This is a genomic window from Marinifilum sp. JC120 (assembly GCA_004923195.1).
GTDB lineage: Bacteria > Desulfobacterota > Desulfovibrionia > Desulfovibrionales > Desulfovibrionaceae > Maridesulfovibrio.
Map to the genome: position 1 here is coordinate 120628 of RDSB01000002.1, position 12759 is coordinate 133386.

Below are 12759 nucleotides of genomic sequence, written 5' to 3' on the forward strand. Positions count from 1 at the left end.
TGAACTTTACTCAGCGTAATAAAGCCCTTCAGAACAACCGAACAGCTCATTCAAGAGTTCTACGTTACGACCAGAAGTAAGCACGATCAAATAATCCCCGGCCTGAACCTGCAAGGAAAACGGCGGAAGTTTATTCAGCTCATGCCCCTGTCCTTTATCCTGACTGACCCCGATGGTCAGTACATTGAACGATTCGCGCAACTCTTCGAAGATCTCTCCGTAACTCCGCCCATCATATTTACAACCTTCCCTGATGAAGTACTGCTGCACATCATAGTCCTGATTCCCGGAAGCAGAGGAAAGCAGGTCTTCATTAAACAAGGCCACACTGGGTTCAAATATGTAGCTGGCTACAATCTTGGAAGAAATATCGTTACGGCAGATAGTGAAGCTGACTCCGGCACTGGTGAAAGTATCCTTCAGCTCGGAATTATCAATGGTCGCCACAAAGGAAAGGTGGGGATGGTACTTTTTGGCATTGAGCACGAAGACAAGGTTTTTGGTATCGTCACCAAGACTGGGCATAAGCGAGACAGCTTCGGCGGCGTTGGCTTTTTTCAGACATTCCCGGCAATTCATATCCGAAAAGATCACAAAGACCTGTTCCCGCGAAAAACTCTCGTAAATAAAATCAATGTGGTCCTTATTGTCGGTGACAATGCAGACCTTCTTCCCCGCATGAACCAACTGGGTAACAACATCTTCAGAAAATTCGTTCCAGCCGACAATTACCACATGGTTGCTAAAACCTGTTCCGTCAAAACCCATTTTACGCCTCTCTGCCAAAGCCTGAATATGTTCGCTGAGCCTGCCGATGAAGTAACCGAGAATACCGATGCTACCCAGCACCATGGTCATGGAAATTATCTTCCCGAAAACAGACTTAGGGTACAAATCCCCATAGCCCACAGTGGTCAGGGTGACCAGTGAATACCAGAAAGCATCAAAGACCGTTTTGATGTTGGAATCCGCATTGGCCGATTCAAAATAATAGATGAGCAGAATGATGGCGATATAGCCCAGCAGTGCTGCACAGAAAAAATAAGTGCCCTTTTTCATGCTTTGTTTTTAGCATGTTAAAGGGCACATCACAATGCAGCAACCGTAGTTACTCCCGGCAAAAAACCAGCCTGAGATTATTCAGGCCGCTTGATACTGTTAAATCTGCGAACAATCAGGGCAATGCAGGGAAGCATGGTTCCGATCACAAAAAGTCCGCTGACAGTATCGATCACCTTTTTAAAAAAAGGATGGTCAACAGCAAACCCAAGGATAAGAAACACACCGAGGATCGCGAAATGGATCAAGGCAAAACGGATGAATTCCTCACGGCTGGCCTTTCCATGAAAATCATTAAACTGCTTAAGTATCGCTATATATTTTTTCATTCTTTGTTCTCCTGTTCTAAAAACCGAACCGTTGTCCGGTCAGGGAACTTTTCGGATCAAATCGAAATTGTGTCAAGAATTTTCGGCAAAGTCATAAAGGAATATAAAAACCTGAATGCTCTCCTATAAAAAGATAGGCCCACCCAGCAAATTAAAAACGGTTTCAAAGATTGCTCCTACTTAACACCGTGGCTGTTAAGAAAAGAGGTATATTGGCGATCCTCACCCTGAATATGCTGCACCAGCCAGTCCTTGAGAAACTGCATCACATCCATGGTCACCTTGGCTTTCCCGCTGAGTAAGGCGGCCTCAAACTCAAGAACCTGATTGACGAATTTCTCATGCAGCACCTTGTGTTCAGGAGTCTGCGGGTAGCCGTAACGCTCAAAAAGTTTTTCCTCGGTACTGAAGTGGTCCACGGTATAATTTTTGAGTTCTTCCACAAGACGTTTCATAACCTTATCCGAAGCACGGTCTCGCATAGCCCTGTGCAGACCGTTGATCATGCCGACCAGTTTTTTATGCTGCACATCAATGGCCCGAACGTTCACAGAAAAAGCAGAATCACTCCAAGTAACCAGATCATCCCCGGCAACAGCATCAAGGTCGCCACCAGCCATGCCGTGAATCAGTCCATCCAGTTCCTGAACTAAACTCGAAACTTCAATAAGAATCTGACGGGCCTCGCCCATTTCTTCTGCTGTTTCCTGCGCGACCTGAGTGACATCTGAAACAGCGTTGTTGATCTCTTCACTTGTGGCTGACTGCTGTTCCGAAGCAGTGGCAATTGATTCCACCTGCTCGGAAGTGGACTCAATGATGGTCACAATTTCCTGCATATATTTACCGGACTCTACCGCTGTTTCAGTACCGGCAACAATATCCGCTGCCGCCCGGTCAACCGAAGCCACGTTGGTCTTAGCATGATCCTGAATATCAGTAATAGCGTCGCCAACCTCTTTGGTCGCTTCCATGGTTTTCTCAGCAAGTTTACGAACCTCGTCGGCAACAACGGCAAATCCGCGCCCAGCCTCCCCGGCCCTTGCAGCTTCAATGGCGGCATTCAAAGCCAACAGGTTGGTCTGGTCCGCAATGTCATTGATCACGTTAATAACCCGGTCGATATTCTCAGCACGTTCACCAAGCTGCCCCATGGTTTGCTTAAGGGAAAGGACCTCATCCTCAACCTTTTTGATGGCATCTACGGCGTCATTAACACCGCGTGCACCGGTAGCAGCGTTCTCCCGTGACTGGTCGGCATTTCCGGCAGCAAGTGAAGCATTGCGTGCAACCTCGGCCACAGTGGAGTTCATCTCTTCCATGGCGGTGGCGGTTTCGGTCATACGATCACGCTGAACCTCAACACCTTCTCCGACCTTTTCGATCCTATCGCTCAAATCGCTGATGTCAGAAAAAATCCTTTCTGATGAATTTCCGGCCTTGTCTGCGACTTTACGCATGGACAAAAGGAGTCTCTGTGTTTCCGCTTCCTTATCCCGGCTGGTCTGCAATGCTGCTTCAATCTCAACTGCCTTTTTGCGGGCCTCATCGCCAAGAGATTCTGCTCGTGCGTTGGCCTCCGCCAGACTTTCCACCATGGAACAGACCGCTACTTTGAGTTCCTCCAGCTCATGCATATAAAAACCGGAGCATTTCTTGTCAGCCTCTCCTTTCTGGATATTAGCAGCGTAATCCCTCAAATTTTCAATAGGAGATATTACATTGCGGCCAATACTGTAGACGATAAACAAAGTAAGGATAATACTAACAGCAATTCCGACGAGCAATATAGTTGAAGATGCTGAGCCAAGAATAAAGTCAGGGCAAAAAGCAAATAGACTCAAGCCGACAATTACAGGGATAATACCAAGAGCAAAAACCGACAGTTTAAGGCGGGCAGATAAATTCATGTATGATTACCTTTGTATTTGTAATATTCTTGATTAATCACGCTCGTAATAACATCAACGCTTTAAAAAAGAATATTATTTTCGTAAAACTGAGTGCTTAATCTACTATTTTATATACGCATTCATAGTAATCATTACTATTAGAGTCAAGTACAAAATCAAAATGTGTTAAAATCAAAAATAACTCTGTCCCTGCCGCTCTGCTTGGCTTTGTAAAGAGCCTTATCTGCACTGTCCATAAGCCCTTCAAGCTTTTCTGATCCGGAATAATTAACAGAACCGACACTTACGTTAACTTTTTCACCATGGGTAAATTGATGGGCCGAAACATCCGCCTAATTCGATCAAGCAGCTTATGATCATCATCCTGTGAAGTTTCAGGCTGGTTTTTTGCGAATAGCTGAGACACTTGCCAATAGGTACTATTCATAATAAAAAAGGAAAATGTTTAAGGACTATAAGGAGTTTTTTTTGCGCCCACATATTCCCATTATACTTCTTCTCACAGTGTTATGGACAGTTCCAGTCTTTGCGACGGATATTCCTGCGACTCTGACCGTCAGCAACTCCAACTCATGGCCGCCGTACTCATTTGTAGGCGATAATGGAGAACCGAGAGGTTTATTGATCGACCTTTGGCGTGAATTTGGCAGACAAAACAATGTAAATATTGAATTCAAGCTTGCAGACTGGGCCGACACCTTAAGACAGGTAAGAGACAGAGAAGCTATGATCCACGGAGGGCTGTTTGAATCTAAACAGCGCAGTGGGTATCTGGACTTTACAAAACCGCTGAATCTTCCGCTCAACACCAGACTCTTCATTTCTAAGAGACTCAATATCAAAGATTTTTCAGAACTGGGAAATATCCCGGTGGCAGTCACAAAAGACGGATATGTTGAGTCGTATATACGTAGGCAATACCCGGAACTGATCCTGTCTCCCTACCCCAACGGCAAAGAAAGCATTGAGGCCGCTGTTGCCGGTAAACAACGGGCCTTTGCAACTGACTACCCAGCCGCAATGTATCATTTGCACAGGCTGGATGCATTTGACAAATTTTATGTTGCTGACACCATATATACCAAGAAACTGAGTGTCGGGGTTCCCAAAGGTGAAACAGAGCTGCTGCAATTTATTGAGCACGGGATGGCAAAAATTCCCAAACAGGAATTCAACCGCATTACCCAAAAATGGATTCAGGCTGTTTCAATTACCCCTGAATGGCTCATGCCTACCACTGTCATAGGTCTTGCCGTGATGGTCGGCGGATTCGCATTTATTTATATATTTGCCTTGAAACGGCAGGTAGCGGCTAGAACAATCGAACTCAAGAGAATGTCCCAGACAGACATGCTGACCGGGCTGTACAACCGCAGAAAAATAGACGAAATCCTGCATCACGAGTTTGAACGTTTCAAGCGCTATAAAAGACCGCTCTCGCTCATTCTGATCGACATAGACAATTTCAAAAAAATTAACGACACATACGGTCATGCAGTGGGTGATGAAGTTCTTATCCGCTTTGCTGAAATCATCCTATCAAGTACCCGCAGCTTGGACAGCATCGGACGCTGGGGCGGTGAAGAATTTATCATTGTCTGTCCGGAAACAACTGCCCATGAAGGAGTTGTCATTGCAGAAAAGCTGCGACTCCGGATTGAGACTTCACAATTCAACACAATAGATAACTGCACAGCAAGTTTCGGCGTAACAGAAATAGAGAATGAAGATGACTTCATAAGCATTTTCGCTCGTTGCGACGCAGCCCTCTACAAATCAAAAAATGACGGACGCAACAAGGTCACCCAAGGGTAATAGAATTCACAAAATAATGAATGAACTTTTTTAATAAAAGCAACGACTCAAACTTTACCATTGACTAACTTGCTCGAATTTAAGTTTAGTAGAATACTCATAGTAATTGACATAAACATGCCACGAATTTAAAGTTTAACAATGCATTTTCTCAAAGAACCTGACTCAGCCGTATTTTGCGCCAGCATTTTGAGCGGACTACTGATACTCCTAGGGGGAGCAACCCTATACATAAAGCAGGTTATCGAACTACAAAAAAACGAACCTGCCCTCTTCAAACAGACGCGCAAAAGTTTTACCATACTCATAAGTCTCATCATTTCATTCATAATCAGCTACTCAGCTATTCTTATCAGCAATACACTCCACTACCAAATTGATTTTAACTCCATCTTCGGACCGATCCTTTTCCTCGGATCTCTTTTCGTGCTTGCCACAGCCTACCTGACCCTGACTATTTTCAAACGCCTGCTCAAATCCCGGAGAATTCTACGAAAACAAGCATACCACGATTACTTGACCAAGCTTCCCAACCGCAGAATGCTCACCGAGCAATTGGCGATTACTATTGCCCAGAGTCAAAAGACAAAACAACTTTTCAGTGTTTTTTTTCTAGATCTCTTAAACTTTAAGAAAGTTAATGACAGCTTCGGCCACTATTTTGGTGATAAAATTCTTACCCAAGTTTCCAAAAGATTGCTTCTTTCTGCGGGAAAGAATGCTCTGGTAAGCAGGATAGGCGGCGATGACTTTATTATTTTAGTCCGGGGACTGAAGCCGAATGAAAGTATAAAGCGTTTACAAGCCATCCGTCAGGAGTTGCTTAAACCGTTCCAGATTGATGACCTCAGCTTCAGCCTTGACGCCAGCTTCGGTGTCTACACATCCACCCAAAAAGATAAAATCGGCCCCGACGAAATCATAAACAGGTCTAATATAGCCATGCGCCGTTCAAAGACACGGGGAAAAAATGTACTGACAGTTTACACAGAAGCCTTGGCAAGCCCCACATATGACATCATCCAGTTTGAAAGTAATTTCAAAACCGCACTTGCTGAAGACCAATTCACACTGGTCTACCAGCCCCAGTTCAATATCCAGGGAGGAATCACCCTTTCCGGCTTTGAAGTTCTGGTCCGCTGGCACCATCCGGTGAGAGGGATGATAAGTCCTGCGGAATTTATCCCACAGGCAGAAGAAACCGGACTGATCATGGATCTTGACTGCCTGGTATTGAACAAAGCATGTGCCATGTGGGCGGACTGCCTCAATGATTTCGGGGGATGCAAAGGACTACACATTTCAGTCAATTTAAGTGCCAAACACATCACAGAACCCGCAATGCTCAAACATACGGAAGAGACAATCAATAAATTCGCTATTCCTGCGGAAACTTTGTGCCTTGAGTTAACTGAATCAGCATTCATCGAAAACCCTGAACTGGCCGCTGCCAGACTTAGGGCACTGAATGAAATAGGTGTACACTGTGCAATTGATGATTTCGGAACCGGGTATTCATCATTGGCCTACCTGAGCAACTTTCCGGCTCAAAGCCTGAAAATTGACCTGAGCTTTATTCAACGCATTGAAGATGGACCGGAAAACATAAAGCTGGTTGAATCCATTATTAATCTGGCCCATGGATTAAAGATGGCAGCTGTTGCTGAAGGAGTTGAAACAGAATACCAACTAAAAACCCTTCAAGAATTGGGTTGCGACATTGTTCAAGGTTTTTACCTCGGCAAACCTCTCCCGGAACAAGAGGCACGGGAACTCTTGGATCATGCCGGAAACAATTCTGCAAACTGATCCCCCCACAAGATATCCTCACCAGCTACTTCTTATTCAACGTTTCCAGCTTATCCCGCACATCTTTCAGAAGCCGCGTTGCCGTGCGCACCTCAGCCGCATCAAATCCCGGAAATGCCTTTTCGATAATTTCATTTTCAGCTCTCTCTGACATTTCATACAAATCCCGGCCATGATCAGTCACCTCTACCAGTTTCGCCTTCTTATGCCGGGGATTATCAACAAGCTGAACATGTCCCTGCTCAACCATAGCGGTTATCCCCACTTGAACCGACTGCCGAGATACCCCACGGGCAAAAGCAAGATCCGATACGGTCATTGGTCCTGACGAAATAAGATGAGCAAGATTTATTTTCTGCGCCTTGCTCAACCCACTTTCAAGGTGGATGGCCTCTTCCACTTCCTCTACTGATTTCCAAGCCCCGAACAGAGCTTTAAAAAAACCATGAAGCATTTCACCGTCTGCGTATTTCATGGTCACAGTGTTTGCATATTTTTTTTAGAATGACAATCCAAATGTCGTTTTGACAACATGGTTGACAAAATTAACAGCCGAGCTTATTTGTGGATTAAACACAAAACACAGGAGCATAAGAAATGAAATTTTATCCACTACCCCCCCTTCTGTTTTTCTTTAGCGTCTTTATGATCATCATGGCCTCTATTGCTGACCTCACTCCCATCAGCAGACCGGATTATATTGCTTGGACAGGATGGTTCCTAGTCGTGGCGGGAATGACTTTCAGCTATTCGGGATCAATTTTGTTCAATAAATTAAGGACAAACATCAGCACTTTCAAAGATCCGGACAAACTGGTGATCAGCGGGCCATTTAAGATCAGCCGTAACCCCATGTACGTGGGAATGGTCGCGGCCATGCTGGGTACCACCCTAGTAGCCGCAACCTATGTAGGGATGGCATTTCTAATACTTTTCATTATGATTGTGGCAACGGTCTACATCCCCTTTGAGGAAGGCCGTATGATCGCTGTTTTCGGCGAAGAATATGAGGAGTATTGTTTAAAAGTAAGACGTTGGTTGTAACTTGCTAACGTTACCTTTTCATACGGCTTAAAAAGTGCCAGATACGAGGCGCAAAAAAAAGACAGGAACGACGCGTATCTTAATACGCTAGTTTCTGTCTTTTTTGCAGCAACGAAATAAATGGTGCTTTATAAGCCGTATGAGTAACGGGCTGGAAGAGTGAGCTTCCAGCCCGTTTGGCTTTCATGGGGACAAGGTGATCCCATGTATGAGGCTGTCGTATTTCGAATTACTGCGTTGTTGCCCTGAACGGTATGAGAATACCGTCCCTTACAGTGTGCGGGGAACCTTCATTTAGGAGGTTTTAGGCTCCCTGCATCCGAAATCGACTTTATTAATATTTTAAATCCTGACCAGAGCGTCCCAGTTACTGGAACTCATCTTTACACCGGGTGAACCGGAGATCAGGCATTCACTTTTTTTCTGCGCATTGATAAAACTAAGTGCATCTTTCGGATTCATTACAAATGCCGAGGTAGAAAGCGCATCAGCCTCCATCACCGTGGAAGCTACTACCGAAAGACTGGCACCCTGATGACCATGACGCGGTGAAGAAAGCGCGGCATCAAAATAGCCTTTACAGCCACCGGAAGTGGCTACAGCAGAATCCCTAAGTTTGATAACCGCAGGATAGCTCCCCCTTCCGGAAGGGTCCTCAATGGCAACAATCCACGGCTGGCCCGGAGAACGCTCACCACGGGCGCGGATATCCCCGCCTGCAATGATCAAGTTATTCTCCACACCGTTTGCCGCCAGAATATCTGAAGCCCTGTCTACAATGTAGCCCCTGCCGATACCATCAAGAGTAACAGCCATAGAGCTTTTGCTAAAGCTTATTTCTGTTTCTGATACTTTCAGGCAGTCAGATCCAACCAGAGCCATTGCATCATCAAGATCACTTTGACTCAGGAGCAACCTGCCCTTGGAGTCCCGGTTATCCCGGAGCATTTCCAGAACAGGCAGAACCGTGGCATCGAATGCTCCGCTTGAACAACGGTAAAAACCTTGAGCCTTTTCCATTACTTCACGCAGTTCGGGTGCCACATCACTCAGCTTTCCGGTTTCATTGAGATGGGAAACCGGGGTGCCGGACTGATGCCGGTCAAAGATTGCGGAAAGACGTTCAATCTCGTTAAAAGCCAAAGCCACAGCACACTGAGCCGCATCTTTGGACAGATGCAGAGCAACGACAGTGACCTGCGTTCCCATAAGGAAGCGGGTCGCACTGAACTTGCGCCGCCTGTCACCGATTCGCAGGGTATCCGCCAATTTCATTGCCGCACCCAGAGGATGGGCAAGAGAGGCCGCCTTTGAACCGAAGGATTTAACGAAGGAACGACTAACCGCATTTTCCATGATTTAAACCCTTTACTCCTTACCCAGCTCGCTGAACTTCTGCACATCACCATCCTGTGCGTATTCCGCACCGGCTTCGGCGTCGTAGCAGGTCAGGCCGCAGCGCAGGCAGCGACTGCCTTCTTTGCGGGCAGCTTCATAAACAATGGAGCCTTTAACTTCTTCTTTGAATGTGGACTTGCGTTCCTCAACAGTGATCTCGGGAACATTAATTCTCGGGATGGTGTAGGTAACGTCCATATTCTTGAGGATGGATTCGGGGATAACGCGAAGCTGCGGATTTTTTGGCAGGGGAATTTCACCTTCAGTAACGAAATGGTGGATTCCACGAGCGGCCATACGTCCGTCAGCAACAGCCTGAATAATGATAGAGCGGCCGGTATGCAATTCACCGCCAACAAATACGTTGGGCATGCTGGTCTGCATGGAGGTCTTGTCGCAATCGATACCGCTGGTCTTCTTGTTGAGCTTGAAAAGCAGCTCACCTTCAGCATCAGTAAAGGGGGTCATGTCGGGCACACGGTCAGTGGCGACGATAACCAGATCGGCATCAACAATCTGTTCAGTGCCTTCAACAGGCAGGGGTTCACCAAGAGCCTTCTTGGGGTCCTTGTACTGAACTTCAATATATTCAACTCCACTGACCTTGCCGTTCTCTGCGATGAAGCGGGAAGGCTTGGTCAGGAAAAGGAGCTCACTGCCCAATTCGGCAGCGCGTTTAACATCGTTCTTGTTAGCGGACATCTTCCGCTGAATGCAGCCTACCAGAGAGGTTACATCACAATCGAGACGAGCGGCACTACGCACAACGTCCATGGCGGTATTGGTGTCGCCAATGACCACAATCTTTTTGCCCTTGAGATCGGTGATGGACTTGCCCACTTCCTCAAGGAAGGTAACCGCGTCCATAATCCCTTCAGCCTTGGCATTCTCAAGTTCGAGAGCGGGAACTTTCCAGGCACCGGTTGCAATAAACACAGCTTCGAATCCGTCGCGCTCAAGGGTCTCAAAAGTGATATCTTTACCGAACTCAACGCCGTTCTTAACTTCAACACCGAGGTCGAGAATAGTCTGGACTTCCCAGTCTACTACCTTGGCAGGCAGACGGTATTCTGGAATAACTCCCTTCATCATACCACCGGTCTGCTCGCGCTTTTCAAAGATGACAGGTTCGTGACCGATGCGGCGCAGGAAGTAAGCTGCGGAAAGACCTGCGGGACCGGCACCGATGATAGCCACTTTGTGACCGGAAGGCGGGTTGCAGTTCAAGTTTACGCGGTTGCCGGAATTCATTTCCCAGTCAGCTACGAAACGATGCAGAGTGTGAATAGCCACACCATCGTCAGCGATATTACGACGGCAGATGGTTTCGCAAGGTGCGGGACAAAGACGGCCCACAGCCAGCGGAAGCGGGTTGCGTTCTTTCATGGTCAGCAACGCGCCACGCATATCGCCGTTTTTCATCTGGTTAATATAGGTACGAACGTCAATCTGAGCCGGGCATTTCTGCATGCAGGGAGCCAGACAATCGTCGATCTTGTTGAGATGGAGCAGGTCCATGGTCATGCCGCTGACACGGATGGCTCCGGTGGGGCAGACTTCAGCGCACTTACCGCAGGAAACGCAGGCGTTCATGTCTACAACAGGCACGCCCTCTTCGTTGAGGCGGATGGCGTCAAAGCCGCAGACCTTTACGCAGGACGCAAGACCGAGACAACCGAGGCCGCAGGATTTTTCTCCGCCGTAAAGCAAAGCTTCAGCGCGACAATCTTCAACACCTTCGTACTCGAAGAGCAAATTTGCACGGGAACCGCCGGTGCAGATATTGTTGGCAATCTTGGGTTCCTTGAAGGAAGCTTCAAGCCCCATGATAGACGCAATGTTTTCGGCAATCTCAGGACCACCGGCAACGCAGATTTCAGGAGCGGCTTCGCCCTTTACAATCGCGCCCGCAGCAGCGGAACAACCGGGGTATCCGCAACCACCGCAGTTAGCACCGGGAAAACACCCTTCGACTTCAGCAATGCGGGGGTCTTCCTCCACATGCAAAACTTTGGATGCGGCAGCCAATATGGCCGCGGCGGTTAGACCGAGTAGGAATAGGACCAATATAGAAGAAGTAACCATAACTAAATATTCTCCTTGCTTACCCTGTTAAGCAGCCATGCCCTGAAAGGCATAAAAGGCCAGAGACATGATCCCCGCCATGATCAAGGCGATGGGTACGCCTCTGAAAACATGGGGAACCGGAGCAATGTCCAGACGTTCACGAATGGACGAAATGATAACCAGCGCAATGAGGAATCCGATACCGGAAGCCAGCCCATACATCATGGACTTGATGAAAGAATATTCATTACGCTGAACCATAATCGCCACACCGAGCACCGCACAGTTGGTGGTGATCAACGGAAGGAAGAGTCCCAGAGACTTGTACAGAGGCGGGATAACCTTTTTAAGGAACATCTCAACAAACTGTACCAGCGACGCAATGACCAAAATAAAAACGATGGTCTGGAGGTACTCGATGCCGCAAGGGATGAGTATATACTGGTGCAGAGGCCAGGTAATGGCGGTTGCCATCAGGGTAACAAATATAACCGCTCCACCCATTCCGAGAGCAACATCGCTGGACTTGGAGGTTCCCATGAAGGGACATGCACCAAGATACTGAACAAGTACGATGTTGTTGATGAAAATGGCGGAGATAAAAAGCAGGAAGTATTCCATTTTACCACTCTCCCCTATTTATCCTTGAGGTTTTCGATTCCGCCACAAGCACCGCAGGAGGCGCAGGAGGAATTCATTACATCGGGCGGGGTCTCACCACGCTTGCGGCTCTGGTACCTGTTGAAGGCATTCATACCGGCAAGGATGACACCGAGGCCGACAAAAGCACCGGGAGCCATAACCATGAAACCTGCGGGATTAAAGGAATCCCACATGACCGGAATACCGAACACGGTTCCGACACCAAGAATTTCACGGAGAGCACCGAGGAAAGTCAGGGAGGCGGCAAAACCGATTCCCATACCAAGAGCGTCGGCAATGGAGAGGATCACTCCGTTCTTGGAAGCAAAAGCTTCGGCTCGACCGAGGATCAGGCAGTTAACAACAATAAGCGGAACAAAAATGCCCAGCTTCTGGTAAAGCGGATATGCGTAAGCCTGCATAAGCAGCTCAACCGTAACAACCAGCGATGCGGTGATAACGATGAAACAGGCGATACGAACTTTCGCAGGAATTATTTTTCTGATGCTGGAAATGATCAGGTTAGACATGGTCAGTACAAAGATTACCGCCATTCCCATGCCGAGACCGTTCTCCGCAGAGGAAGTAACAGCCAATACGGGACAGAGTCCCAACAGAACCCTGAACGGAGGAAGCTCGTCCCAGAGTCCTTTTGCAAATTCTTTTACTAAACGGCTCATGGT

Annotated in this window: 12 protein-coding genes; 3 read left to right on the plus strand and 9 right to left on the minus strand. The window is 47.3% G+C overall.

What is annotated here, in order from left to right; translation table 11 throughout:
* Positions 1-6 precede the first annotated feature (6 nt).
* The 4 genes from D0S45_03210 to D0S45_03225 form a co-directional block, all read right to left on the minus strand.
* Entirely contained in the window at positions 7-1059 is a 1053-nt protein-coding gene (locus tag D0S45_03210) for a potassium channel protein (protein TIH19203.1), read from the minus strand.
* A gap of 77 nt (positions 1060-1136) precedes the next feature.
* Positions 1137-1388 (minus strand): DUF805 domain-containing protein, encoded by a 252-nt coding sequence (locus D0S45_03215; protein TIH19204.1) that lies wholly within the window; start codon positions 1386-1388, stop codon positions 1137-1139.
* Between the two features lie 176 nt (positions 1389-1564).
* On the minus strand, positions 1565-3298 hold the full coding sequence (locus tag D0S45_03220) for a chemotaxis protein (GenBank protein ID TIH19205.1): 1734 nt from the start codon (positions 3296-3298) through the stop codon (positions 1565-1567).
* 158 nt (positions 3299-3456) lie between these two features.
* Positions 3457-3537, minus strand: coding sequence for a hypothetical protein (locus tag D0S45_03225; protein ID TIH19206.1), 81 nt, complete (start codon positions 3535-3537; stop codon positions 3457-3459).
* A 205-nt stretch (positions 3538-3742) separates the two neighbouring features.
* On the opposite strand from D0S45_03225, the gene D0S45_03230 reads away from it, so the two are divergent.
* Both D0S45_03230 and D0S45_03235 read left to right on the plus strand, forming a co-directional pair.
* Positions 3743-5116 (plus strand): sensor domain-containing diguanylate cyclase, encoded by a 1374-nt coding sequence (locus D0S45_03230; protein TIH19207.1) that lies wholly within the window; start codon positions 3743-3745, stop codon positions 5114-5116.
* 141 nt (positions 5117-5257) lie between these two features.
* The gene (locus D0S45_03235) at positions 5258-6925 is read left to right on the plus strand and encodes a bifunctional diguanylate cyclase/phosphodiesterase (protein TIH19208.1); all 1668 of its coding nucleotides are present in this window, start codon (positions 5258-5260) and stop codon (positions 6923-6925) included.
* Between the two features lie 25 nt (positions 6926-6950).
* On the opposite strand, the gene D0S45_03240 is transcribed toward D0S45_03235, so the two are convergent.
* Complete coding sequence (locus D0S45_03240; GenBank protein TIH19209.1) at positions 6951-7400, minus strand: MarR family transcriptional regulator; 450 nt, start codon at positions 7398-7400, stop codon at positions 6951-6953.
* Positions 7401-7522: 122 nt separating this feature from the next.
* Here D0S45_03240 and D0S45_03245 point away from each other — a divergent pair, with 122 nt between their 5' ends.
* Positions 7523-7969, plus strand: coding sequence for an isoprenylcysteine carboxylmethyltransferase family protein (locus tag D0S45_03245; GenBank protein TIH19210.1), 447 nt, complete (start codon positions 7523-7525; stop codon positions 7967-7969).
* A gap of 342 nt (positions 7970-8311) precedes the next feature.
* Here the strand turns inward: D0S45_03245 and D0S45_03250 are convergent, their stop codons facing one another.
* Genes D0S45_03250 through D0S45_03265 form a run of 4 tightly spaced genes read right to left on the minus strand, consistent with a single transcriptional unit; the run spans position 8312 to position 12756 of the window.
* The gene (locus D0S45_03250; GenBank protein TIH19211.1) at positions 8312-9325 is read right to left on the minus strand and encodes an FAD:protein FMN transferase; all 1014 of its coding nucleotides are present in this window, start codon (positions 9323-9325) and stop codon (positions 8312-8314) included.
* Between the two features lie 12 nt (positions 9326-9337).
* Positions 9338-11452 carry a 4Fe-4S dicluster domain-containing protein gene (locus D0S45_03255; GenBank protein ID TIH19212.1) on the minus strand — a complete coding sequence of 705 codons (2115 nt, stop codon included), beginning with the start codon at positions 11450-11452 and terminating at the stop codon, positions 9338-9340.
* Positions 11453-11479: 27 nt separating this feature from the next.
* The gene (locus D0S45_03260; protein TIH19213.1) at positions 11480-12055 is read right to left on the minus strand and encodes an electron transport complex protein RnfA; all 576 of its coding nucleotides are present in this window, start codon (positions 12053-12055) and stop codon (positions 11480-11482) included.
* Positions 12056-12069: 14 nt separating this feature from the next.
* The gene (locus D0S45_03265; protein TIH19214.1) at positions 12070-12756 is read right to left on the minus strand and encodes an electron transport complex subunit E; all 687 of its coding nucleotides are present in this window, start codon (positions 12754-12756) and stop codon (positions 12070-12072) included.
* Positions 12757-12759 lie beyond the last annotated feature (3 nt).

Bases quoted from the DNA above. Each gene is read 5' to 3' on its own strand.
- D0S45_03255 (TIH19212.1), bottom strand. From the start codon at position 11,452: ATGGTTACTTCTTCTATATTGGTCCTATTCCTACTCGGTCTAACCGCC.
- D0S45_03225 (TIH19206.1), bottom strand. From the start codon at position 3,537: ATGGACAGTGCAGATAAGGCTCTTTACAAAGCCAAGCAGAGCGGCAGG.
- D0S45_03210 (TIH19203.1), bottom strand. From the start codon at position 1,059: ATGAAAAAGGGCACTTATTTTTTCTGTGCAGCACTGCTGGGCTATATC.
- D0S45_03245 (TIH19210.1), top strand. From the start codon at position 7,523: ATGAAATTTTATCCACTACCCCCCCTTCTGTTTTTCTTTAGCGTCTTT.
- D0S45_03235 (TIH19208.1), top strand. From the start codon at position 5,258: ATGCATTTTCTCAAAGAACCTGACTCAGCCGTATTTTGCGCCAGCATT.
- D0S45_03220 (TIH19205.1), bottom strand. From the start codon at position 3,298: ATGAATTTATCTGCCCGCCTTAAACTGTCGGTTTTTGCTCTTGGTATT.
- D0S45_03215 (TIH19204.1), bottom strand. From the start codon at position 1,388: ATGAAAAAATATATAGCGATACTTAAGCAGTTTAATGATTTTCATGGA.
- D0S45_03265 (TIH19214.1), bottom strand. From the start codon at position 12,756: ATGAGCCGTTTAGTAAAAGAATTTGCAAAAGGACTCTGGGACGAGCTT.
- D0S45_03250 (TIH19211.1), bottom strand. From the start codon at position 9,325: ATGGAAAATGCGGTTAGTCGTTCCTTCGTTAAATCCTTCGGTTCAAAG.
- D0S45_03230 (TIH19207.1), top strand. From the start codon at position 3,743: ATGTTTAAGGACTATAAGGAGTTTTTTTTGCGCCCACATATTCCCATT.
- D0S45_03240 (TIH19209.1), bottom strand. From the start codon at position 7,400: ATGAAATACGCAGACGGTGAAATGCTTCATGGTTTTTTTAAAGCTCTG.
- D0S45_03260 (TIH19213.1), bottom strand. From the start codon at position 12,055: ATGGAATACTTCCTGCTTTTTATCTCCGCCATTTTCATCAACAACATC.